Raw genomic sequence first — 22,372 nt, forward strand, 5'->3', positions numbered from 1 at the left:
ATTAAAGTACTTCAGGTGCCAGAGAAACAATTTTCATGTTTTTAGCTCTCACTTCACGAGCTACAGGACCGAAAATACGGCTACCTCTCATTTCACCTACATTATTAAGCAATACACATGCATTATCATCGAAGCGAATGTATGAACCATCCTGACGGCGCACTTCCTTTTTTGTTCTTACAATAATGGCCTTACTTACTGTACCTTTTTTAAGGTCGCTTGAAGGAATAGCGCTTTTTACTGTAACAACAATTGTATCACCTACCGATGCATATCGTTTTCCGGTTCCACCGAGTACGCGGATACAAAGAGCTTCTTTTGCACCACTGTTATCGGCTACTGTAAGTCTGCTTTCTTGCTGTATCATGATTACTTAGCTCTTTCGATTATTTCTACTAATCTCCATTTTTTTGTCTTACTCAATGGCCTGGTTTCCATAATTTTTACGGTATCACCAATACCACAGGTATTCTCTTCGTCGTGTGCATGGTATTTCTTTGTCTTGTTCACAAATTTACCATAGATGGGGTGTTTTTCTTTCCATTTTACAGCTACAACAACGGTCTTATCCATCTTGTCGCTAACAACAACACCTACACGCTCTTTACGGATATTTCTTTTAACTTCTTCCATCAGTCAAACTATTTTACTTCGTTAATTTCACGCAGACGGAGCTCTGTTTTAATACGGGCTATTGTCTTGCGACTTTCTTTAATTTTTGATGGATTATCTAAAGGAGAAATGCTGTGGTTAATCTTCATCTTGGCAAGATTGTCCACTTCAGTTTCCAAACGTTCCTGTAACTCCTTTGATTCTAAATCTTTTAATTCCCTCGCTTTCATTTCTAATTAGTCATTTAATTTTGAACATAATCGCGGCGAACCACAAACTTTGTTGTAACAGGAAGCTTCTGAGCTGCAAGACGCAATGCCTCTTTAGCTACATCAAAAGGTACACCTTCAACTTCAATGATAATTCTACCTGGAGTAACAGGTGCAACAAAACCTTCCGGAGAACCTTTACCTTTACCCATCCTTACCTCTGCAGGCTTTTTAGTAATGGGCTTATCGGGAAATACACGAATCCATATCTGACCTTGTCTTTGCATGTAACGTGTAACAGCTACCCTTGCTGCTTCTATCTGACGACCAGTAAGCCATTTTGATTGTAATGATTTGATTCCGAAAGAACCAAAGGCCAGCTGGTTTCCCCGCTGTGCATTACCTTTCATTTTGCCTTTCTGCTGTCTTCTAAACTTTGTCTTTTTTGGTTGTAACATCGTTTTCTGATTTCAATAGTTAACGATTACTTTCTCTTTTTACGGAACTTACGTCCTCCGGCATTCTCTTTAGCTACAGTGAAGTTTGGAGAAAGGTCTCTCTTACCATAAACTTCACCTTTGCAAATCCATACCTTAATACCGATTAATCCCGTTTTAGTTAACGCTTCTGCCTGAGCAAAATCGACGTCAGCCCTGAAAGTATGCAAAGGTATACGGCCCTCCTTGTATGTTTCAGAGCGTGCCATCTCTGCACCATTCAAACGTCCTGAGATCTGAACCTTAATTCCTTCAGCACCCATACGCATTGCCGATGCAATAGCCATTTTAATGGCACGACGATAAGCTATCCTTCCTTCGAGCTGGCGAGCTATGTTGTTTCCAACGATAATAGCATCTAATTCAGGACGCTTAACTTCAAAAATATTTATCTGAACTTCTTTATCAGTAATCTTTTTAAGCTCTTCTTTCAGTTTGTCAACTTCCTGACCACCTTTACCAATAATAATACCCGGACGGGCAGTACATACAGTAATGGTAATGAGCTTAAGAGTTCTTTCAATTACAATCTTAGAAACACTTGCCTTTGCCAGACGAGCATTGAGGTATTTACGAAGCTTTGTATCCTCTACAATCTTATCTCCGTAGTCATTACCTCCGAACCAGTTCGAGTCCCAGCCTCTAATGATTCCTAACCTGTTACTTATCGGATTTACTTTCTGTCCCATTTGGCAATTAATTTTGTGTTTCTTCTTTACTGTCAACTACTAAGGTTACGTGGTTTGAACGCTTCCTGATACGGTAAGCTCTTCCCTGAGGAGCAGGACGGAGTCTTTTCAGTACTCTTCCTGAATCAACCATAACCTCTTTTACAAAAAGGTTACTGTCCTCAACACGCACACCTTCATTTTTTTGTTCCCAGTTTGCGATAGCTGAACGGAGTAACTTCTCCATTCTGTTGGAAGCTTCCTTAGATGAAAACCGCAGGACATCCAAAGCTTTGTTCACTTCCATGCCACGGATCATATCGGCAACCAGCCTCATTTTCCTTGGAGAAGTAGGAACATTATTAAGCTTGGCAAAACTTACCTGCTTTTTTGCTTCCTTTATTTTTTCGGCTCTTATTCTTTTTCGTGCACCCATTTTCTCTGATTTTTACTAGTTATTGCGCTTATCTTTTTTTCTTATCAGCGCCATGACCTCTAAATGTACGAGTTGGAGCAAATTCTCCAAGTTTATGACCTACCATGTTTTCTGTAACATAAACCGGAATGAACTTATTACCATTATGTACGGCAATTGTATGTCCTACAAAATCAGGAGAGATCATTGAAGCACGTGCCCATGTTTTAATCACGGATTTCTTTCCGCTTTCATTCATTGCCAGTACTTTTTTCTCCAGCTTATAGTTAATATATGGTCCTTTTTTTAACGATCGGCTCATAACAAATTAATTAACTCTTTATTTTTTCCTTCTTTCAACAATATATTTCTCAGATGCCTTTTTCTTGTCACGGGTTTTGTAACCTTTAGCAAGTACACCTTTTCTGGAGCGTGGATGTCCTCCTGATGAACGTCCTTCACCACCACCCATCGGGTGATCTACAGGGTTCATTACAACACCTCGTACTCTTGGTCTTCTTCCCAGCCAACGTGAACGACCGGCTTTACCGGATCTTTCAAGTGCATGGTCAGAGTTTCCAACGCTACCAATTGTTGCTTTACAAGTTGTAAGGATCATTCTGGATTCTCCTGACGGCAGTTTAACAATCGCATAGTCACCATCCCTGGAGGTAAGCTGAGCAAATGTTCCTGCAGAGCGAACTAATGCAGCTCCCTGGCCCGGACGCAACTCGATGTTATGAACTACGGTTCCCAAAGGAATTTTGGCAAGTGGTAATGCATTTCCGATTTCCGGAGCTGCATTTTCACCTGAGTTAAGAACCTGACCAACTTCAAGGCCATTGGGTGCAACAATATATCTTTTTTCACCATCGGCATAAAACAGCAATGCAATACGTGCAGATCTGTTCGGATCGTACTCGATTGATTTTACTGTTGCCGGAACACCGTCTTTTTCTCTTTTAAAATCGATTACACGATATTTTCTCTTGTGTCCTCCACCGATATATCGCATAGTCATTTTGCCAGTAGCATTACGACCACCCGATTTTGAAGAACCGGTTACAAGAGATTTTTCTGGAGCACTCGCTGTAATCGAATCGAATGCACCAATAATCTTATGTCTTTGCCCCGGTGTTATGGGCTTTAATTTACGTACAGCCATTTTAATTAAATATTGCTATAAAAATCAATTGTATCTCCTTCTTTCAATGTAACCACTGCCTTTTTAAATGCATTGGTCTTACCAGATATAACGCCCGACTTTGTATAACGGCTTTTAAATTTACCGTTATAGTTCATTGTATTAACGTCAGTAACGGTAACGTCATACAATTCTTCAACAGCATCTTTTATCTGTAGCTTGTTAGCTTTTTTATCTACCATGAACGCAAACCTGTTGAGTTTTTCACCAAGCTGTGTCATTTTTTCTGTAACGATAGGTTTTACTATAATTCCCATTTTTCTTTCTCCTATACGTTAAACATTTTACCAATTTCTTCTACTGCTGAAGTAGTCAACATTAAACATTTGCAATTCATAATTCTGTAAGTATTTAACCCTGAAAGAGTTGCAACTTTAGAATCCTGCAAATTGCGAGCCGACAAATATACATTTTTATTTACTTCAGGCAAAACCAGAAGTGACTTTTTATCAGCTACTTTAAGGTTTTCTTTTAATTCAATAAAGCTTTTTGTTTTAGGCGCTTCAAAAGCGAAATCTTCCAAAACAATAATTTCATTGTTTTTAGCTTTATATGACAATGCCGATTTACGGGCTAACCTTTTAAGCTTTTTGTTTAACTTGAACGAGTAATCACGCGGCTGAGGACCGAAAACTCTACCTCCACCAACAAACACAGGAGATTTAATGCTACCTGCACGCGCTGTACCGGTACCCTTCTGACGTTTGATTTTACGTGTACTTCCGCTTATTTCACCTCTCTCTTTCGATTTGTGTGTTCCCTGACGCTGGTTTGCCAAATACTGTTTAACATCCAGATAAATGGCATGATCGTTTGGTTCAACACCAAAAACCGAATCAGCAAGTTCTATCTTCTTGCCAGTATCTTCACCTTTAATATTATATACTGCGAGTTTCATTACTGATCAATTATTACAAATGAACCTTTAGCACCCGGCAAAGAACCTTTCACTACAAGTAGGTTCTTTTCAGGGATTACCTTTAACACTCTCAGGTTTTGAATGGTTACTGTTTCATTCCCATTCTGACCAGCCATGCGCATACCTTTAAAAACACGTGACGGGTAAGATGATGCACCAATTGAACCCGGGGCTCTCAGCCTGTTATGCTGACCATGAGTAGACTGACCCACACCGCCAAATCCGTGACGCTTAACAACTCCCTGGAAACCTTTTCCTTTAGAGGTTCCGGTAACATCAACCCAACTGTTTTCCTGAAATACTTCAACAGTAACTACATCACCCAGATTAATTTCACCATTGAATGTTTTAAATTCATGGTAAGCTTTTTTTGGTGATGTTTTGGCTTTTTTCACATGTCCAATCTCAGGTTTTGTAGCCGACTTTTCCTTTTTGTCGGCAAAACCCAGCTGAACAGCTTTATAGCCATCGTTCTCAACTGTCTTTACTTGTGTAACCACACAAGGGCCAGCTTCGATAACAGTGCATGGAACATTCTTTCCCTCGGCACTGAAAACGGAAGTCATTCCGATTTTTTTTCCAATAATTCCTGGCATTGTAAAAACTTTTTAATTTATCACACTTTAATTTCAACCTCAACACCACTTGGCAACTCAAGTTTCATGAGTGCGTCAATTGTTTTGGCAGTTGAGCTGTAAATATCAATAAGCCTTTTGTAAGAGCTTAATTGAAACTGTTCACGCGACTTTTTATTAACGAAAGTCGAGCGCAAAACTGTAAATACTCTTTTGTGAGTTGGAAGTGGAATTGGACCGCTCACAACCGCACCGGTTGTTTTTACAGTTTTAACGATCTTTTCAGCAGACTTGTCTACCAGATTATGATCGTAAGATTTCAGTTTGATCCTGATTTTCTGACTCATGGTTATGCTTTATTATAATAACTCTACTTTTCCTTTTGCTTCAGCAACAACTTCTTTTGCAATAGAAGCTGATACTGTTTCGTAATGTGAGAACTCCATGGTTGATGTGGCTCTACCAGATGAAATTGTACGCAGGGCTGTTACGTATCCAAACATTTCAGCTAACGGCACTTTAGCTTTAACCACCCGTGCACCTGATCTGTTGGATTCCATACCTTCAACCTGCCCCCTTCTTTTATTAAGGTCGGCAATGATGTCTCCCATATAATCTTCCGGAGTAACTACTTCTATCTTCATGATTGGCTCGAGCAGTACCGGTTTTGCTTTTGCACTGGCATGTTTGAATGCCTGAACACCACAAATTTCAAACGATAACTGATCTGAATCCACAGGGTGGAATGAACCGTCATAAAGTACAACCTTTATTCTTTCTACCGGGAAACCGGCCAGTACCCCATTTGACATGGCAGTTTTAAAGCCTTTTTCCACAGAAGGAATAAATTCTTTTGGAATGTTACCTCCTTTAATTTCATCCACAAACTGAAGCGAACCTTCAAAATCGGGATCAGCCGGACCAACTTTTACCAGAATATCGGCAAACTTACCACGACCACCTGACTGCTTTTTGAATACTTCTCTGATATCAACAGTCTGCGAAATATTTTCTTTATAGGCAACCTGAGGTTTACCCTGGTTACACTCAACTTTAAATTCTCTTCTTAAACGGTCAATAATAATTTCAAGGTGCAACTCACCCATTCCTGAAATTACTGTCTGACCTGAATCTTCATCAGTCTTAACGCGGAAAGTAGGATCCTCCTCTGCCAGTTTTGCCAAACCACCAGATAACTTATCAAGATCCTTCTGTGATTTTGGTTCAACCGCTATACCGATAACCGGTTCCGGGAATTCCATAGATTCCAGTGCGATTTTATGTTTCTCATCACACAAGGTATCACCAGTTCTGATATCCTTGAACCCTACACCTGCTCCAATATCTCCGGCTGCGATTTCTTCGCGTGCATTTTGTTTATTGGAATGCATCTGGTAAAGACGTGATATACGTTCCTTTTTACCTGAACGTGAATTGTAAATGTAAGAACCTGCTTTGATTGATCCTGAATAAACACGGAAGAAACAAAGACGTCCCACATATGGATCTGTTGCAATTTTAAATGCCAGCGCAGCAGTAGGTTCTGTCACATCCGGCTTTCTTACAATTTCCTTTTCAGGATCATCAGGATCAGTACCGGTTGCACTACCATTGTCAAGCGGACTTGGCAGATATGCGATAACAGCATCCAGCAAACGCTGAACACCTTTATTTTTAAATGCGGATCCACAAAGCATAGGAACGATGGTCATATCAATAGTTGCCTTACGAATAACCACCAACATCTCTTCTTTGGTTATAGAATCCGGATCTTCAAAGAATCTTTCCAATAATGCATCATCGTATTCAGCAACTGATTCAATCAGCTTTTCACGCCATTCAGCTGCTTCATCAACCATGTCGGCAGGAATATCCTGCAACTCATATCTTGCACCCAAAGCTTCGTCATCAAACCACACGATCGCTTTGTTTTCAATCAGGTCAATTACACCCTTAAAGTTTTCTTCAGCTCCGATAGGAATCTGCAAAGGCACAGGATTAGCTCCCAATACCTCACGCACCTGAGTTACAACTTCGTAAAAATCGGCTCCCGAACGGTCCATCTTGTTTACGAAACCAATTCTTGGAACATGGTATTTATCAGCCTGACGCCAAACGGTTTCAGACTGAGGTTCAACACCACCAACAGCACAGAATAATGCTACAGCACCATCCAATACCCTTAAAGAACGTTCAACCTCAACTGTGAAGTCAACGTGTCCGGGGGTGTCAATAATATTAATTTTATATTCTTCGTTATCGTACTTCCAGAAACAGGTAGTTGCGGCAGAAGTAATTGTAATACCTCTTTCCTGCTCCTGCTCCATCCAGTCCATGGTAGCGGCACCATCATGCACCTCTCCAATCTTATGCGTAATACCTGTATAAAAAAGGATACGTTCGGTAGTGGTTGTTTTACCAGCGTCGATATGCGCCATGATACCGATGTTCCTTCTGTATTTCAAATCTCCTTGTGCCATTTCTTTTTAATTGTTAACCGTTCTTATACTTTAAAAATTAAAATCTAAAGAATGCAAATGCACGGTTAGCTTCTGCCATTTTATGAGTATCCTCTTTCTTCTTGAATGCTCCACCCTCTTCGTTGTATGCCGCAATGATTTCTGCAGCCATTTTTTCGGCCATAGATCTCCCGCTCCTTTTTTGTGAAAAAAGGATCAGATTCTTCATTGCTATAGAAAGTTTTCTGTCTGGACGAATTTCGGTTGGAACCTGGAATGTTGCACCACCAACACGGCGGCTTTTCACCTCTACCTGAGGAGTAATGTTTTCGAGGGCTTGTTTCCAGATATCGAGAGGAGATTTCTCTTCGTTGGGAAGTTTTTCTTTTACTGTGTCAAGTGCTCCATAGAAAATTTTATAGGCTACACTTTTTTTACCATCCTTCATGAGGTTGTTAACAAAGCGGGTTACCATAACATCGCCGTATACCGGATCAGGTAACAGCACCCTTTTTTTAGGTTTTGCTTTTCTCATTTTCCTCTAAATTAATTTCAATTTGAATTGGGTTGCCTTGTGAGTTAGTCTTCAACAGTTTCGTTAAACTATTTACTCAACCAAGCTAAAATTTACTAAATCCTATTTTTTAGGTTTTTTAGTACCATATTTTGAACGTCTCTGATTACGGCCTTCTACACCAGCTGTATCAAGAGCACCCCTGATAAGATGATACCTAACACCAGGTAAGTCTTTCACCCTACCACCACGTACAAGAACAATTGAGTGTTCCTGCAGGTTGTGTCCTTCTCCCGGAATATATGCGTTAACCTCTTTTCCGTTTGTCAACCTTACCCTTGCAACTTTACGCATTGCAGAGTTTGGTTTCTTAGGAGTAGTGGTATATACCCTAACGCAAACACCCCTTCTTTGAGGACAGGAATCAAGTGCACGCGACTTGCTTTTCTCCTCAATCTGAGTACGTCCTTTTCTTACTAATTGTTGAATTGTAGGCATTTATACACTAATTTTAATATTATACGTTTATAAAACGGGCTGCAAAGATAGAGTTTTTTTAGAAAAAACAATAATCTCTTTCAGCTTTTTTACTCAATTAATATTGAGCCGCGCAAAAGTAATAATAAAACTGTGTTCTGCAAGCAATCTTTTATAAAAGATTTAAGATATAAGACACAAGATTTAAGACGCAAGATAAAAGATGTAAGATCTGAATATTAGTGACTGATAATATGAAAAAACGACCAGGAAAATGAAGTCTGTTAATAGGTTTCAAAAAATCCTCCGCCCCGATAAATCGGGACACCTCCTTTTAAAAAAAGGAGGACCTACCTTCTCTGAACTCCGGTAAAAACGTTTTAAGTCCTGATTCTTGATTCCTGATACTTGTGTCTGATGATTAAAACTTATCTTTATCGTAGTCGTATTTATGAAGAATATGCCCCATTCGGTCGCGTTTGGTTTTCATGTAAAACTCATTGTATTTATTTGGTTTTACTTCCAGCGGAATATTTTCTACAATTTCCAGTCCAAAAGCCTGCAATCCGATTCGTTTCACAGGATTATTAGTCATAAGCTGCATTTTCCTCACACCCAGATCACGTAAAATTTGTGCTCCGACCCCATAATCTCTTTCATCAGGATCGAAACCTAAATGAACATTGGCTTCAACTGTATCCAGTCCCTGCTCCTGAAGTTTGTACGCTTTAATTTTATTCATCAGCCCAATACCTCTTCCTTCCTGATTCATATAAACCAGAATACCCTTACCTGCCTTTTCGATGGTCTGCATGGCAATATGCAACTGTTCCCCACACTCGCAACGCAGAGAACCGAAAATATCACCTGTAACACATGAAGAATGCACGCGTACCAACACAGGTTCATCCTCAGTCCATTCTCCTTTTATCAGAGCAATATGTTCCTGTCCGTTCGATTTCTGCAGGAACGGGATCAGCTTAAATATTCCGTAGTTGGTCGGCATCTGAACCTCTTCTCCCCTTTCGATCAAACATTCATTCTGAAGACGAAATGCTATCAAATCCTTTATGGAAACTAATTTCAGATCAAACTTCTCAGCTACTTTTACCAGATCGGGTAAACGGGCCATAGTTCCATCATCGTTCATTATCTCAACCAGAACACCAGCCGGCTGCAGTCCTGCCATTCTGGTCAGGTCAACGGCTGCCTCGGTGTGCCCTGCTCTTCGAAGCACTCCTTTGGTTTTAGCCCTGAGCGGAAATATATGTCCGGGACGAGCCAGTTCTTCAGGTTTTGTATCGGGTGAAGCCAAAGCAGCAATTGTTTTGGCACGATCAGATGCGGAAATGCCTGTTGTACATCCATCGCCGATTTTATCCACAGAAACAGTAAAAGCCGTTTCATGTATCGCATTGCTTTTACCCACCATCATATCCAGGTTCAAATCATTACATCTTTCCTCTGGAAGAGACACACAGATCAAACCCCGTCCGTGAATGGTCATGAAATTTACAATTTCAGGGGTTATTTTATCCGCAGCACAAATAAAATCCCCTTCATTCTCCCTGTCCTCATCATCAACAACGATCACAAGTTTCCCCTGACGAATAGCATCAACAGCATCTTCGATCGGATCCAACCTGAAATTATCCTCGCTCATTTTTATTTTTTTTAAATATCTTCTTAAAGAATAAATAGTAGTTCTCCACATTCATAATTACTGAGTCGCTGGTTGCCTGCCTGGTCAGGAAAATTCCTATTGGCAGTAATACCATGGTACTCAGCCATGCACCGACATATGCCGAATGCCCTGCATTATATGTTAAATGACGCCCAAAATTATCAATGATATAATATAGTACAAAGAAAAACACAGACAAAACAACTGGTAATCCCAGCCCCCCTTTCCTTACAATAGCTCCCAAAGGAGCACCGATAAAGAACATGATCAGACTCAACAACGCTAATGCAATCCTGTTGTTCAATTCAAACAAATGCCTCCGGGTGTTATACAAAATATTTTCTTCTTCCCTGTCGCGTTCCATAATATTATTCTTAACCTTCCGGGCTGATTGCAATGCATAATTAATCGTGCTTTCCTGTTGCCTTTTATTCATCATTACAAACAGACTATCAAGATCATAATCCGTATTCCGTTGAACAGGATTGATAACATTCTTCGTTCTGGATTCAGGCAAATTTTTGTGATAGGCAAATTTTATTTTAGACAAATAAAACAATTCTGCCCGCTTATCGTCCAGTGTTACCAGTGAATCGTAGGATTCTGCGAGTTGCTTATAGTCTTTACTGAAGTATTGATTCTTAGCTGCATCATCACTACTTTTCTTGAAATTTTCATCGATCTCAAACAATACAGTTTGTTTCTGAAATGTATCCCTCCTGAATGGTTGCGCAAAATCGCTATTTTTAGAGGGCTTGTTCTTTTCCTCCCTAACCTCACCATATGTTTTCCCGTCAAACAAGGTCAGAATCAGGTGTCGTTTATCCTCCGTCGTCTCCATTAGTCCCGAATCAGCTCTCGTGACTGTCGGCTCATTATTACCGCGCTGATCATAAATCATCACGTTATGAAGCATTCCGGTTTTAATATCCTTTTTCCCTATCCTAACTGTCAAACCCGGAATATCAGTATTAAATACTTCATTTTTAAAAGACAATTCCGGTTTCGCACGTTTAATATCATATATCAAAACCCGCATCTTCCGGAATGCTTCGGGATATACATCATTATTAAAATAAAGCATCGCAACACTTACAAATGTTACCAGAATAATTACGGGGGTCATTGCTCTGAATAGCGAAACTCCGGCTGCTTTGATAGAAAGCAATTCAAGCTTCTCCCCCATATTACCGAATGTCATCAGAGAGGCCAGTAAAACAGCAAGCGGGACGCTTCGCGGAAGTAAAGTGAGAATAGCCTGAAATACAAATTCAAGCACCACCATCGTATCAAGACCTTTACCTACAAGGTCATCGACATACAACCACAGAAATTGCATGAACAATACAAAAATGGACACAAAAAATGTGGCAATAAGTGGTCCGAAGAATTTTTTAAGAATATAGACGTAAAGCCTTTTCATCATTCCAAATTTCAGAGCGCAAAATTAATAATTAAAGCGGTGTAAAAAAACAAGCAGGCTTACCAAAGATAAACCTGCCAGTTAAATATTGTGTATTAATGTATTATATTCCTAAATTGTGTTTGAGCTTGTCAACCTGAGTATCCCATAGTTCTTTTGCATCTTCCACTTCTTCCTTCTCAGCAAAATCGGTAATCACCAGTGCAACTTCATTGGTCAATTCATCGGTTGTCAGTTTAAACTCGAAATAAGCCTTAGGATCATCATCTTCAATCCACTTAAAACGAGCAAAAACGTTAGTTCGTTTTGCAATAAGCTCAGCGATTTGCTCAGCTCCGTCCCAGAAAAAAGTATATGTTTTTCCGTTAATATTCACATCGTCAGCAAACCAATCTGACAAGCCGCTTGGAGTACTTAGCATGGGGTAAATGACGCTAATTGACGCGTTTACTATGTATTCCTGCTCAAATCTTACTTTTTGTTCCATTAATTATCAATTATTCAGTGGCGGAATATAGAACTTTTTTTCCAGTAAACAAAACTCAATAAAGTTGTACAAAACGTGAAAAAACAAAATAAGACACATGTTTTATAACAATGTTTTTAAATACATCAGGCTCAAAATATAAATCCTTGGATTTGAATGAAATATTGAATAATTTGCCGGCTACTTGAAAAAGTACTATAAAATTTCTAATCTATAAATTCACTATTCCATGAAAGTTTATAAATCAGATGAAATCAAAAACTTCTCTTTGCTGGGTAATTCCGGCTCTGGGAAAACCACCCTTGCAGAAGCCATGCTGTATGAGGGTGGAGTAATTAAGCGCAGAGGCACAGTTTTAGGAAAAAACACAGTTTCGGACTATTTTCCTGTAGAACACGATTATGAGTATTCGGTGTTCTCGACCGTCCTCTACACAGAATGGCAAAACATGAAATTAAATTTCATCGACTGTCCCGGCTCCGATGATTTTATTGGTGGAGTGGTAACGTCTCTTAATGTAACTGATACTGCATTAATGGTTATTAATGCACAAAATGGAGTGGAAGTAGGTACCGAAAACCACTTCAGATATACCCAGGACGAAAAAAAACCTGTTGTTTTTGTTGTAAATCAGCTGGATCATGAAAAAGCTGATTATGATAAAACACTGGAATCTCTAAAAACCCAGTTCGGATCAAAAGTAGTTGTAGTTCAGTATCCTGTTGCAACCGGCACTGGTTTCAATGCACTTGTTGACGTACTGAAGATGAAAATGTACAAATGGGGACCCGACGGAGGTACTCCGGAAATTATTGATATCCCGGAGGACCAGAAAGAAAAAGCAGAAGAGCTGCACAATACTCTTGTGGAAGCTGCTGCCGAAAATGATGAAGCTTTGATGGAAAAATATTTCGAAGAAGGTTCGTTGAACGAAGACCAGATGCGTGAAGGAATACACAAAGGATTGATTCTACGGGATATCTTCCCTATATTTTGTGTGTCTGCAGCTAAAGACATGGGAACCCGCCGGTTAATGGAATTCCTTAGAAATGTGGTTCCCCTGGTATCCGAAATGCCAAAACCCCAAACCGATAAAGGTGATGATATTAAATGTGATGTTAACGGACCAACTTCACTGTTTGTGTTCAAAACATCAATTGAACCGCATTTGGGAGAAGTTTCCTATTTTAAAGTTTTGTCTGGTAAGGTGGCTGAAGGAGATGACCTCATAAATGTTAACCGAGGATCCAAAGAACGTTTGTCGCAATTATATTGTGTGGCTGGACAGACCCGAAACAAGGTCAGTGAGCTACAGGCCGGAGATATCGGTGCAACCGTAAAACTGAAAGAAACCAGAACAAATCATACCCTTAATACAAAAGGCACAGATTTCAAACTTGCAGCTATTCATTATCCGAATCCTAAATACAGGGTGGCAGTTAAAGCCGAAAATGAATCGGACGATGAAAAACTAGGTGAAATTCTGCAACGCATGCATGAAGAGGATCCTACAATTGTAATTGAGTATTCCAAAGAATTGAAACAGGTCATTGTCCACGGTCAGGGTGAGTTTCATTTAAAAACTGTAAAATGGAGAATTGAGAATAACGATAAACTTAATATTAAGTTTATTGATCCTAAAATTCCCTACCGCGAAACAATCACAAAGGCTGCACGAGCCGACTATCGTCATAAAAAACAGTCTGGTGGTGCTGGTCAGTTTGGAGAGGTTCACCTAGTTATTGAACCTTATGAAGAAGGTATGCCAGAACCAACCATGTATAAATTCAATGGTCAGGAATTCAAACTTAATGTAAGGGATAAAAATGAAATTCCGCTGTCATGGGGTGGTAAACTGGTATTTTATAACTGTATTGTGGGTGGTGCCATTGATGCACGTTTCCTGCCTGCCATTCTTAAAGGCATTATGGAACGTATGGAAACTGGTCCTCTAACCGGATCATACGCCCGCGATATCCGCGTTTGTGTTTACGATGGTAAAATGCACCCTGTTGACTCCAACGAAATATCATTTAAACTGGCGGGAAGAAATGCTTTCAGTATGGCATTTAAAAATGCAGGGCCTAAAATTCTTGAACCGGTTTATGATGTTACTGTCTGGGTTCCTTCAGACAGAATGGGTGATGTAATGAGTGACCTCCAGGGACGTCGCGGTATGATTATGGGAATGGAAAGCGAAAAAGGTTTTGAAAAACTCAGCGCTAAAGTTCCATTAAAAGAAATGAACTCGTATTCAACATCCTTGAGTTCAAACTCAGGTGGCCGTGCACGTTATACTATGGCATTCGCCAGCTACGAAAAAGTACCGCCGGAAATTCAGGATATTCTGCTCAAAGAATATGAAGAATCAGAAGACGAAGAGTAATCTGCTTATTTTTTTATGCCTCAAAGAGCTTCCTCAAAAGGGAAGCTCTTTGTCGTAAATAGATCATTATTTGTTTGTTAATTATTACAAAAAACCTTTAGTACAGACAATAATATATATGTATAAAAGTTGTTTTTTAAGATTAAATATTACTTTTGCAGGAGCATAAAAAACTGCAAAAAGTATTGTAAAAACAGACAAATGAACAGGCTTATTTTTGTAATAATTGTTTGGATATCTTTTTGCGGTATAGGTTACGGTCAATACAGGGTAGCTATTGGTGGTGCCTATGGTGGTAATTTTTACTTGGGTGACGGTAATCCCAGCTATCCCTTTTTACAGATTCAGGATCAGTATGGAGGAATAGTCCGTTTTCTAATAACACCCCGTTACGAAATTAAATTTAACGGGTATTATGGCACATTGAACGGATCAACAAAGTACACCTCTAATTATTTACCACATAATGCCCAGTATGAATTTTCAAAGAAATTCTGGGATATGGGATTAAATCTGGAATATAATTTTTTCCCTTTGAGTAATGCCAAAGGTGAAACAAATTATACATTCACACCATATATCTATACGGGATTCGGAATGACCCTGTTAATGGGTGGAAACAATGGAATGGTAACTGCACCAAACCTGCCCTTTGGTGGAGGTGTTAAATGGAAGGTGTTGGAAAACCTTACTTTAGGTGCAGAAATAGGCATGAGAAAAATGTTTACAGACGAATTAGATACATACAGTACTGGTGACGTATTAAACAATCCGTATAATCTTAACGGATCCTCAATTATAAATAACGATTACTACACCTGTTTTGGCATTTTTGCCACAATAAGTATTTTTAAACACAAATGGCGTTGTGGCAGTGGCTCATATAACTAAACATGAAAAAGGAAGAATCATACAAAAGCAAAATTAACCCGGACAAGCTTCCAAAGCATATTGCCATAATAATGGATGGCAATGGCCGATGGGCAAAAAGTAACGGGACTGACAGAATTTTTGGACATAAGGAGGGATTGGAAAGTGTTAAGACCATTACCGAAGCAGCTGCAGAACTAAATCTGGAATATCTTACATTATATGCATTTTCAACTGAAAACTGGGGCAGACCATCGGATGAAGTCAATGCCTTAATGGAACTTTTAGTGAACGGTATCGATTCCGAAATTGAGAATTTAGTAAAAAATAACATTAAACTTTCTACTATCGGGTGTAACGAAATGCTTCCTCAGCACGTTTATCAGAAAGTAGAAAATGCTTTGAAAGCAACATCAAAAAATACAGGATTGGTTTTAACCATAGCACTGAGCTATAGTTCAAGGTGGGAAATTGTACACGCCACACAAAAACTGGTTAAGGATGCATTGAACGGAAAATTCAGTGCAGAAGAGATAGATGATGCTCTTTTTGAAACATATCTTACAACTAAAGACATGCCGGATCCTGAATTATTAATCCGGACCAGCGGGGAATTACGGATAAGTAACTTTTTGCTCTGGCAGGTTGCTTATTCCGAATTTTATTTCACAGATACGAACTGGCCTGATTTTAAAAAAGAGGAATTATACAAAGCTATCTACGACTATCAGAAAAGAGAAAGACGATTTGGCAAAACCAGTGAACAAATAGCTCAAGGAAACACAAAGTAGATTATGATCAAACGCACTATACTGTTATCACTCGCATTTTTATGTTTATTATCAGGTGTACTGGCGCAGACGAATGTAAAACCTGAAATTTATTATTCAGCTCCCCGTAAATATACTATTGGTGCAATAACCGTCAGTGGAATCAAACACTATGAGGAGAGCTTGCTTATTGCTTATTCCGGACTTGCTGTTGGAAGCGAAGTTTCGATTCCTGGAGACGATATAACCGCAGCCATCAAAAAGTTCTGGAAACAGGGGTTGTTCTCGGATGTTACCATTACCGCAGACAGCATTGTAAATGACAAAGTATATCTTAATATTCAACTCCAGGAACGACCACGGTTATCAGTTATCAATTATCATGGCTTGAAGAAGAGTGAAATCACTGATCTGGAAGAAAAAATCAGTATGATAAAAGGGGCACAGGTAACTCCAAACCTTATTAATAATACCCAAAAAGTTATAAAGAATCATTTTATTGAAAAAGGATTTCATAATACAACGGTTACAATCCATCAAAAAGATGACCTTAATGCTGAAAACCAGGTGATTATTGATATTTTTGTGGACAAGAAAGAAAAAGTGAAGATTGCAAACTTTATAGTTGATGGCAATCAGGCAATAACTTTCAACAAGATTAACCGCACAATGAAGAAGACCAATGAAAAAAATAAACTGCGCAACTTCTTCAGATCCAAGAAATTCATTACGGAACAATATGACGAAGACAAAATAAAACTGATTGAAAAATACAATGAACTTGGCTACAGGGATGCTGTAATTGAAGTAGACAGCATTTATCCCGGCACCGAAGAAAATACGGTAAATGTTTACCTGAAGGTAGATGAAGGAGATAAGTACTATTTCAGAAATCTTTCGTGGGTAGGTAACACCAAATACACATCCGATCAGTTGTCGCAGCAATTACGTATTAAAGATGGTGATGTGTATAATCAGAAACTGTTGAATGAACGTTTGAATACAGATGACGATGCCATCAGCAATTTATACCTTGACAACGGATATTTATTCTTTAACCTCATTCCGGTTGAAGTAATGGTTGATAATGACTCCATCGACCTGGAATTCAGAATGACGGAAGGTACGCAGGCAACAGTAAACAAAGTTATTATTAATGGTAACGACAGAACTCACGAACAGGTTGCAAGACGCGAATTACGCGTAAAACCAGGGCAGCTGTTTTCAAAGGATAATATTATTCGTTCAGTAAGGGAACTTGCTCAGATTGGGCAATTTGACCCGGAACGTATTGAACCTATTCCAAAGCCAAATCCTGAAGATGGCACCGTTGATATTGTTTTTAACCTAACTGAAAAAGCAACCGACCAGGTTGAGTTAAGTGGAGGTTGGGGAGCCGGCATGTTTGTAGGTACTTTGGGATTGTCGTTTAATAACTTCTCAATACGTAATATTTTCAATAAAGAAACGTATCATCCGTTACCATCCGGAGATGGCCAGACATTAAGTTTAAGGGCTCAAACAAACGGAAGGATATATCAGTCATACAGCCTGTCTTTTAACGAACCGTGGCTGGGAGGAAAGAAACCCAATTCTTTGTCTGTTTCTATGTATCATTCAGTACAGACAGACCTGAGTGCAGCTTACAGCGCTTACAGCAATCCATATTATGGAGGATATGGTGGTTACGGAGGTTATGGCTCCTCTTATTACGGAGGCTACGGCGGATATGGCTACGGAAATACGGATTACGGAGGGTATAGCACACTAGAGGACTATTTCCGTAACTCGGAGGCATCAAAACACATGTACGTAACCGGTGCATCTGCGGGTTTGGGCAGAAGATTAAACTGGCCTGACGACTTCTTTACGTTGTACAATGAGTTGTCATACCAACGTTATGATATTAAAGACTGGTATTACAGCTATTTCGGATTCAAAAATGGAATATCGAATGTTTTAAGTTTTACAACCACATTGTCACGTAACTCTATTGATAATCCTATTTTCACCAGGAACGGATCTCAGTACTCCTTTTCAGTCCAGTTAACCCCACCCTATTCACTATTTTCTAAAACAGATTTTAAAACTGTATCTGATCTGGCCAATGGAATTACAACAGATGATGCCGCAGTGTTGGAAGCCAATGCACAGATTCTGAACAAATACGTGGAATACCATAAATGGAAGTTTAAAGGTGCAACGTTTACTCCATTAACAAAAGATGCCAAGCTTATTCTGATGGCCAAAGCAGAATTTGGTTACCTCGGGTATTACAATAAATATAAAACTTCACCGTTTGAAAAATTCAGACTTGGAGGAGATGGTATGTCAGGATACAGTTTGTATGGTTCTGAGACCATAGCTTTAAGAGGATATGAAAACGGATCGCTAACACCTATTGAGTATTATTCATCTGGAAGTGCCAAGGAAAATGGTAATATGTATGTAAAATATACTGCTGAGCTAAGATATCCTTTAGTGTTAGAAACGTCTTCAACCATTTTTGCACTGGCTTTCCTTGAAGCAGGTAACGCCTGGGGAGAATGGAAAAATTTTAATCCTTTTACTGTAAAAAGATCTGCTGGTGTGGGTGTCCGTATATTCCTGCCGATGTTCGGTTTAATGGGTATTGACTGGGGATATGGATTTGATAAGGATGCACGAGGAACATTAGGAGCAAGTCAGTTCCATTTCGTTATAGGCCAACAATTTTAGAGTTTGGCAGGGTTTTTGTTTTGAACCTCAGAAAACAAATAATATGAAAAAGATAACAGTAGCAATTTTTGCAATACTTTTAACGGCAGCCACAGCTTCTGCCCAAAAGTTTGCGTTCATAGACAGTGAATATATTCTTAAGAATATTCCGGCGTATGAATCGGCACAGGACCAGCTGGATCAGGCTTCAACGAAATGGCAACAGGAGGTCGAAACCATGATGAATGAAGTTAAAACCATGTATCAGAATTATCAGAATGAACTTGTGTTTCTGTCTGAAGAAATGAAAGTAAAACGTGAGAATGAAATCATTGAGCGGGAAAAAGAAGGACAGGAGCTGAAACGTAAATATTTTGGTCCGGAAGGTGAACTCTTCAAAAAGCGAGAAAGTCTTATTAAGCCAATTCAGGATGAGCTTTACAATGCCGTAAAAGAAGTGGCTGATGAACGCGGATATGACGCTATTTTTGATAAATCAAGCAGCAATAACCTGATCTATTCCAACTCCAAAAACGACATTAGCGATATCGTTCTGGATAAACTAGGTTATTCCAAATAATTTGTTACTTTTGCCACGTTTAATTAAAATGAATCATATGAAACGATTGACTTCAATCTTATTTGCTTTTACCATATTATTATCCACATCTGCGTTTGCACAGGATTATAAATTCGGACATATAAATTCACAGGATCTTTTGGCTCAATTGCCGGACAGGAACGCTGCCCAACAGGAAATTGAAGCTTATGCCTCGAAACTGGAAGAACAGCAGAAATCCATGGAAGATGAGTTGAATAATAAATATGAAGATTATCTTGCAAAAAGAGATACTTATACCGATTTAATTAAAGCTACCAAAGAAAAAGAGCTGCAGCAACTTCAACAGCAGATCACTACATTTAACCAGGTGGCCATGCAGGACCTTCAGCAGAAAGAGTCAGATTTGATTAAACCAATTATTGATAAAGTGCAAAAAGCGATTGATGAAGTTGGGAAAGAAAACGGATTCACTTTTATTTTTGATTTGGCAAACAGAACTGTTCTTTATCATTCAACACAAAGCGTGGACATCACACCGCTTGTAAAAAAGAAACTTGGAATAGAACAGTAAAATTTACTGAAAAAATATGCGAAGGTGCTTTTTTAAAGCACCTTTTTTATTACATTTGCATCCGCATTTAAGAAAATCTGAATCGTCGGATTAAAATTATAATGCCCAGATGGCGAAATCGGTAGACGCGCTAGTTTCAGGGACTAGTGTTCGCAAGGACGTGCAGGTTCGAGTCCTGTTCTGGGCACTGAGAAGCTCTCACATTTGTGGGGGCTATTTTTGTGTAAAGAATCTCGAATAGAATGAATAGAGCGCATAAATTAAACAGGGAAAATATCTTGCAACCCTATTAGTTCCAATTATCGTTACTTCGCCTCCGTTAAACTTTTTATTAAATCAATCTCCTGCTGACTGTACGCTGAACCGTCCTTCCGGAAAATATCATGAAACCATACCTCCGGTTCACTGCCATCGGGAACCGGTGTGTTCCATGCATATATTGTATTTGTTTTTCCGGACACTAATCCCCAGTTAACAGCACCAATATTCTGGTTTTTTAATTCAGGCATTACATCAATAAAATTGCTTCCATTGGTACGTGCCATATATTCTGTGCATATCAATGGCCTTCCATACGTGATAAGCGTATCAATCGCAGCCTGATGCTTGTCCATGGTTTCGTAATTATGGTAGGTAATGATATCACTGTGTTCAACCTGAAACTTATTCAAATCCTTTAAACTATAAAGCCATACACCGGCTGTTAAGGGCTGCGATGGATTTACTTCACGTCCCCATTCAAAAACTTTCTTCAGAAGATCCATAGATCGGTTGCCCCAACCGCTGTTACCCGGTTCGTTATACAAATCCCAGGCCAGTACCCTTTTATCATCCCTATATGTACCAAGAATGTCTTTTACGTAGGCTTCCAACGCAATTAAAATAGATGGATCGCGATGAATTATTGCACCTGGATCCTGTATCCAACCTGAATTATGTGTTCCGGTAACCGGCTCAGGTTGCTTACCTACAGAATATTCCGGATTCCACACATCGTCGAAAATTACAAACATGGTTTTTATGCCATGCTTATCGGCAATGCTGAGGTATTCATTCAGACTGCTTTTAAAACCCACCTGATCGGCTCCCCATGCAGCATGGTGCAGGTAAACACGCATCAGGTTCATGCCAATGGAGGCGGCCCAGCCTAATTCACCATCTATCGTTTCAGGATCAAATGTTTCGGCCTGAAACATCTCAAGTTGGTTGATGGCCGTACTGGGTTGAAAATTACAGCCCCTCAGCCAACCCTGCTCTGCATACCATTCCTTTGCCTTTTGTTCACTCCATCGCTCACCTTTTGCATTCGATGCAACTGTTTTATCATTTGTGCAGCTTGCCACAAACAATCCCAATACTGCAATGATAAATACATTCCTCATGATGTTATTATTAATGTTGGTTATTTAATGTATGGATTATTTTTATGCCAGAATACAGGCATAAAAGAAATGTACCATGTTTTACCATTATCGTTATTCCCCTGGTAAAAAAGATAGGTTTTACCATCCTCGTCTTCAAAAATATGCGGATGTCCTGATTCACTTGAATTCCATGAGCCGGGATCGCCGTTACAAAGAAATGGTTTATTTGAGAGTTTCTCCCATGTCATACCGTCCCTGCTACGAGCTACACCAATTTGCTGGGGTTGATTATTATATGCTCCGGCGTAAAACATGTACAGGTAGTCCCCTTTTTGTATAACAGAAGCTCCTTCGGTACAAAATCCTTCCCACGGATATTCCGGTTTTAATATTGGCTGAGCACACTGCTGTGACCAGGTTTCCCTTTTAAACCGGCCGTTTAACGGAGATGTAGCCACGCCCATAAACTGTGTTTTCATGGATGGATCGCGGGTTGCAAAATACAGGTAATATTGATCATTAAACCGGTATACTTCCGCATCAATGGCCCTGCCACAGTTCCATTCTCCTGTCGGCCGGAAAATGGGATTCGTTTCATTGCGCGTAAAATGCAGTCCATCCTTTGACCAGGCATGGCAGATTGCATCCTCTTTCCAGTTTCCATAAGTCTGATAAAAAAGATGAACGGTATCATTCACAACCAACGCACAGGGTGCGCAAATCCCTTTTTGCTCCAATGTACCAACCGGATCAATCTCCCCTATCTTAACCCAGTCGATCATATTTTTACTCTCAGCTACACCAATTCCCCATCCTTTCATATCCGACCTGGATGCGAGTCCGGGAGCACTGGTGTACATGAGGTATCGTCCCTGGAATTTTATAACATGTGGATCTTTGGAAAACGGAACGCCCAGTCTGGAATCGTCGCCATAATGCATTTCCTGTTGTGCAAAATCCGTTTGCACCATACAACTTATCAACAATATTGCTAAAAATGTTTTCATAT

Annotated in this window: 26 protein-coding genes and 1 tRNA gene; 7 read left to right on the plus strand and 20 right to left on the minus strand. The window is 39.5% G+C overall.

The genetic code is table 11. The features are described from left to right. Position 1: 1 nt before the first annotated feature. From rplN to ACE1ET_RS18130, 18 genes are all read right to left on the minus strand, one after another. Complete coding sequence (gene rplN / locus ACE1ET_RS18045) at positions 2-367, minus strand: 50S ribosomal protein L14 (protein ID WP_375729821.1); 366 nt, start codon at positions 365-367, stop codon at positions 2-4. Positions 368-369: 2 nt separating this feature from the next. Continuing rightward, the gene (gene rpsQ, locus ACE1ET_RS18050) at positions 370-633 is read right to left on the minus strand and encodes a 30S ribosomal protein S17 (RefSeq protein ID WP_375729822.1); all 264 of its coding nucleotides are present in this window, start codon (positions 631-633) and stop codon (positions 370-372) included. Positions 634-641: 8 nt separating this feature from the next. Next, positions 642-842: a 50S ribosomal protein L29 gene (rpmC, locus tag ACE1ET_RS18055; protein WP_375729823.1), complete on the minus strand. Its 201-nt coding sequence runs from the start codon at positions 840-842 to the stop codon at positions 642-644. A gap of 14 nt (positions 843-856) precedes the next feature. After that, positions 857-1,279 (minus strand): 50S ribosomal protein L16, encoded by a 423-nt coding sequence (gene rplP / locus ACE1ET_RS18060; protein ID WP_375722131.1) that lies wholly within the window; start codon positions 1,277-1,279, stop codon positions 857-859. A gap of 26 nt (positions 1,280-1,305) precedes the next feature. Continuing rightward, positions 1,306-2,007: a 30S ribosomal protein S3 gene (gene rpsC, locus ACE1ET_RS18065; protein WP_375729824.1), complete on the minus strand. Its 702-nt coding sequence runs from the start codon at positions 2,005-2,007 to the stop codon at positions 1,306-1,308. Between the two features lie 7 nt (positions 2,008-2,014). Beyond that, complete coding sequence (gene rplV, locus ACE1ET_RS18070) at positions 2,015-2,422, minus strand: 50S ribosomal protein L22 (RefSeq protein WP_375729825.1); 408 nt, start codon at positions 2,420-2,422, stop codon at positions 2,015-2,017. Between the two features lie 28 nt (positions 2,423-2,450). After that, entirely contained in the window at positions 2,451-2,723 is a 273-nt protein-coding gene (gene rpsS / locus ACE1ET_RS18075; protein ID WP_375729826.1) for a 30S ribosomal protein S19, read from the minus strand. A gap of 18 nt (positions 2,724-2,741) precedes the next feature. Further along, positions 2,742-3,566, minus strand: a complete 825-nt coding sequence (gene rplB / locus ACE1ET_RS18080) for a 50S ribosomal protein L2 (RefSeq protein WP_375729827.1) — start codon at positions 3,564-3,566, stop codon at positions 2,742-2,744. A gap of 5 nt (positions 3,567-3,571) precedes the next feature. Continuing rightward, the gene (gene rplW / locus ACE1ET_RS18085; RefSeq protein ID WP_375729828.1) at positions 3,572-3,862 is read right to left on the minus strand and encodes a 50S ribosomal protein L23; all 291 of its coding nucleotides are present in this window, start codon (positions 3,860-3,862) and stop codon (positions 3,572-3,574) included. Positions 3,863-3,873: 11 nt separating this feature from the next. Next, positions 3,874-4,503 (minus strand): 50S ribosomal protein L4, encoded by a 630-nt coding sequence (gene rplD / locus ACE1ET_RS18090; RefSeq protein WP_375729829.1) that lies wholly within the window; start codon positions 4,501-4,503, stop codon positions 3,874-3,876. After that, positions 4,503-5,120 (minus strand): 50S ribosomal protein L3, encoded by a 618-nt coding sequence (rplC, locus tag ACE1ET_RS18095; protein WP_375729830.1) that lies wholly within the window; start codon positions 5,118-5,120, stop codon positions 4,503-4,505. The genes rplD and rplC overlap by 1 nt, the downstream gene beginning before the upstream one ends. Positions 5,121-5,140: 20 nt before the next feature. Next, entirely contained in the window at positions 5,141-5,446 is a 306-nt protein-coding gene (rpsJ, locus tag ACE1ET_RS18100; RefSeq protein WP_027472457.1) for a 30S ribosomal protein S10, read from the minus strand. A 12-nt stretch (positions 5,447-5,458) separates the two neighbouring features. After that, positions 5,459-7,579, minus strand: a complete 2,121-nt coding sequence (fusA, locus tag ACE1ET_RS18105; RefSeq protein WP_375729831.1) for an elongation factor G — start codon at positions 7,577-7,579, stop codon at positions 5,459-5,461. A 37-nt stretch (positions 7,580-7,616) separates the two neighbouring features. Next, entirely contained in the window at positions 7,617-8,093 is a 477-nt protein-coding gene (rpsG, locus tag ACE1ET_RS18110) for a 30S ribosomal protein S7 (protein WP_375729832.1), read from the minus strand. 102 nt (positions 8,094-8,195) lie between these two features. Continuing rightward, a complete protein-coding gene (gene rpsL, locus ACE1ET_RS18115; protein WP_375722142.1) occupies positions 8,196-8,570 on the minus strand; it encodes a 30S ribosomal protein S12 in 375 nt (124 codons plus the stop codon). A 400-nt stretch (positions 8,571-8,970) separates the two neighbouring features. Beyond that, positions 8,971-10,212, minus strand: a complete 1,242-nt coding sequence (locus ACE1ET_RS18120; protein ID WP_375729833.1) for a bifunctional 3,4-dihydroxy-2-butanone-4-phosphate synthase/GTP cyclohydrolase II — start codon at positions 10,210-10,212, stop codon at positions 8,971-8,973. Then, entirely contained in the window at positions 10,199-11,656 is a 1,458-nt protein-coding gene (locus tag ACE1ET_RS18125; protein ID WP_375729834.1) for an LptF/LptG family permease, read from the minus strand. The genes ACE1ET_RS18120 and ACE1ET_RS18125 overlap by 14 nt, the downstream gene beginning before the upstream one ends. 103 nt (positions 11,657-11,759) lie before the next feature. Further along, positions 11,760-12,143 (minus strand): START-like domain-containing protein, encoded by a 384-nt coding sequence (locus ACE1ET_RS18130; RefSeq protein WP_375729835.1) that lies wholly within the window; start codon positions 12,141-12,143, stop codon positions 11,760-11,762. A gap of 229 nt (positions 12,144-12,372) precedes the next feature. On the opposite strand from ACE1ET_RS18130, the gene ACE1ET_RS18135 reads away from it, so the two are divergent. From ACE1ET_RS18135 to ACE1ET_RS18165, 7 genes are all read left to right on the plus strand, one after another. Next, positions 12,373-14,529, plus strand: coding sequence for an elongation factor G (locus tag ACE1ET_RS18135; protein WP_375729836.1), 2,157 nt, complete (start codon positions 12,373-12,375; stop codon positions 14,527-14,529). A gap of 201 nt (positions 14,530-14,730) precedes the next feature. Next, the gene (gene porG, locus ACE1ET_RS18140) at positions 14,731-15,420 is read left to right on the plus strand and encodes a type IX secretion system protein PorG (protein ID WP_375729837.1); all 690 of its coding nucleotides are present in this window, start codon (positions 14,731-14,733) and stop codon (positions 15,418-15,420) included. Between the two features lie 2 nt (positions 15,421-15,422). Next, a complete protein-coding gene (locus ACE1ET_RS18145) occupies positions 15,423-16,190 on the plus strand; it encodes an isoprenyl transferase (protein ID WP_375729838.1) in 768 nt (255 codons plus the stop codon). 3 nt (positions 16,191-16,193) lie between these two features. Beyond that, positions 16,194-18,887: a BamA/OMP85 family outer membrane protein gene (locus ACE1ET_RS18150; RefSeq protein WP_375729839.1), complete on the plus strand. Its 2,694-nt coding sequence runs from the start codon at positions 16,194-16,196 to the stop codon at positions 18,885-18,887. Positions 18,888-18,930: 43 nt separating this feature from the next. After that, positions 18,931-19,446 carry an OmpH/Skp family outer membrane protein gene (locus ACE1ET_RS18155; protein ID WP_375729840.1) on the plus strand — a complete coding sequence of 172 codons (516 nt, stop codon included), beginning with the start codon at positions 18,931-18,933 and terminating at the stop codon, positions 19,444-19,446. A gap of 37 nt (positions 19,447-19,483) precedes the next feature. Then, positions 19,484-19,999, plus strand: a complete 516-nt coding sequence (locus ACE1ET_RS18160) for an OmpH/Skp family outer membrane protein (protein ID WP_375729841.1) — start codon at positions 19,484-19,486, stop codon at positions 19,997-19,999. A 103-nt stretch (positions 20,000-20,102) separates the two neighbouring features. Beyond that, positions 20,103-20,186, plus strand: a tRNA-Leu gene (locus ACE1ET_RS18165). 118 nt (positions 20,187-20,304) lie between these two features. Here ACE1ET_RS18165 and ACE1ET_RS18170 read toward each other — a convergent pair. Further along, positions 20,305-21,381 (minus strand): cellulase family glycosylhydrolase, encoded by a 1,077-nt coding sequence (locus tag ACE1ET_RS18170; protein WP_375729842.1) that lies wholly within the window; start codon positions 21,379-21,381, stop codon positions 20,305-20,307. Positions 21,382-21,401: 20 nt separating this feature from the next. Continuing rightward, the gene (locus ACE1ET_RS18175; protein ID WP_375729843.1) at positions 21,402-22,370 is read right to left on the minus strand and encodes a family 43 glycosylhydrolase; all 969 of its coding nucleotides are present in this window, start codon (positions 22,368-22,370) and stop codon (positions 21,402-21,404) included. Positions 22,371-22,372 lie beyond the last annotated feature (2 nt).

It is taken from the genome of Quyinboa mangrovi, from assembly GCF_042219825.1.
GTDB lineage: Bacteria > Bacteroidota > Bacteroidia > Bacteroidales > UBA5342 > JBHJHP01.

What these genes read in the sequence shown, in the direction of transcription:
- rplN (WP_375729821.1), bottom strand. Translation starts at nt 367, where the DNA reads ATGATACAGCAAGAAAGCAGACTTACAGTAGCCGATAACAGTGGTGCA.
- rpsQ (WP_375729822.1), bottom strand. Translation starts at nt 633, where the DNA reads ATGGAAGAAGTTAAAAGAAATATCCGTAAAGAGCGTGTAGGTGTTGTT.
- rpmC (WP_375729823.1), bottom strand. Translation starts at nt 842, where the DNA reads ATGAAAGCGAGGGAATTAAAAGATTTAGAATCAAAGGAGTTACAGGAA.
- rplP (WP_375722131.1), bottom strand. Translation starts at nt 1,279, where the DNA reads ATGTTACAACCAAAAAAGACAAAGTTTAGAAGACAGCAGAAAGGCAAA.
- rpsC (WP_375729824.1), bottom strand. Translation starts at nt 2,007, where the DNA reads ATGGGACAGAAAGTAAATCCGATAAGTAACAGGTTAGGAATCATTAGA.
- rplV (WP_375729825.1), bottom strand. Translation starts at nt 2,422, where the DNA reads ATGGGTGCACGAAAAAGAATAAGAGCCGAAAAAATAAAGGAAGCAAAA.
- rpsS (WP_375729826.1), bottom strand. Translation starts at nt 2,723, where the DNA reads ATGAGCCGATCGTTAAAAAAAGGACCATATATTAACTATAAGCTGGAG.
- rplB (WP_375729827.1), bottom strand. Translation starts at nt 3,566, where the DNA reads ATGGCTGTACGTAAATTAAAGCCCATAACACCGGGGCAAAGACATAAG.
- rplW (WP_375729828.1), bottom strand. Translation starts at nt 3,862, where the DNA reads ATGGGAATTATAGTAAAACCTATCGTTACAGAAAAAATGACACAGCTT.
- rplD (WP_375729829.1), bottom strand. Translation starts at nt 4,503, where the DNA reads ATGAAACTCGCAGTATATAATATTAAAGGTGAAGATACTGGCAAGAAG.
- rplC (WP_375729830.1), bottom strand. Translation starts at nt 5,120, where the DNA reads ATGCCAGGAATTATTGGAAAAAAAATCGGAATGACTTCCGTTTTCAGT.
- rpsJ (WP_027472457.1), bottom strand. Translation starts at nt 5,446, where the DNA reads ATGAGTCAGAAAATCAGGATCAAACTGAAATCTTACGATCATAATCTG.
- fusA (WP_375729831.1), bottom strand. Translation starts at nt 7,579, where the DNA reads ATGGCACAAGGAGATTTGAAATACAGAAGGAACATCGGTATCATGGCG.
- rpsG (WP_375729832.1), bottom strand. Translation starts at nt 8,093, where the DNA reads ATGAGAAAAGCAAAACCTAAAAAAAGGGTGCTGTTACCTGATCCGGTA.
- rpsL (WP_375722142.1), bottom strand. Translation starts at nt 8,570, where the DNA reads ATGCCTACAATTCAACAATTAGTAAGAAAAGGACGTACTCAGATTGAG.
- ACE1ET_RS18120 (WP_375729833.1), bottom strand. Translation starts at nt 10,212, where the DNA reads ATGAGCGAGGATAATTTCAGGTTGGATCCGATCGAAGATGCTGTTGAT.
- ACE1ET_RS18125 (WP_375729834.1), bottom strand. Translation starts at nt 11,656, where the DNA reads ATGAAAAGGCTTTACGTCTATATTCTTAAAAAATTCTTCGGACCACTT.
- ACE1ET_RS18130 (WP_375729835.1), bottom strand. Translation starts at nt 12,143, where the DNA reads ATGGAACAAAAAGTAAGATTTGAGCAGGAATACATAGTAAACGCGTCA.
- ACE1ET_RS18135 (WP_375729836.1), top strand. Translation starts at nt 12,373, where the DNA reads ATGAAAGTTTATAAATCAGATGAAATCAAAAACTTCTCTTTGCTGGGT.
- porG (WP_375729837.1), top strand. Translation starts at nt 14,731, where the DNA reads ATGAACAGGCTTATTTTTGTAATAATTGTTTGGATATCTTTTTGCGGT.
- ACE1ET_RS18145 (WP_375729838.1), top strand. Translation starts at nt 15,423, where the DNA reads ATGAAAAAGGAAGAATCATACAAAAGCAAAATTAACCCGGACAAGCTT.
- ACE1ET_RS18150 (WP_375729839.1), top strand. Translation starts at nt 16,194, where the DNA reads ATGATCAAACGCACTATACTGTTATCACTCGCATTTTTATGTTTATTA.
- ACE1ET_RS18155 (WP_375729840.1), top strand. Translation starts at nt 18,931, where the DNA reads ATGAAAAAGATAACAGTAGCAATTTTTGCAATACTTTTAACGGCAGCC.
- ACE1ET_RS18160 (WP_375729841.1), top strand. Translation starts at nt 19,484, where the DNA reads ATGAAACGATTGACTTCAATCTTATTTGCTTTTACCATATTATTATCC.
- ACE1ET_RS18170 (WP_375729842.1), bottom strand. Translation starts at nt 21,381, where the DNA reads ATGAGGAATGTATTTATCATTGCAGTATTGGGATTGTTTGTGGCAAGC.
- ACE1ET_RS18175 (WP_375729843.1), bottom strand. Translation starts at nt 22,370, where the DNA reads ATGAAAACATTTTTAGCAATATTGTTGATAAGTTGTATGGTGCAAACG.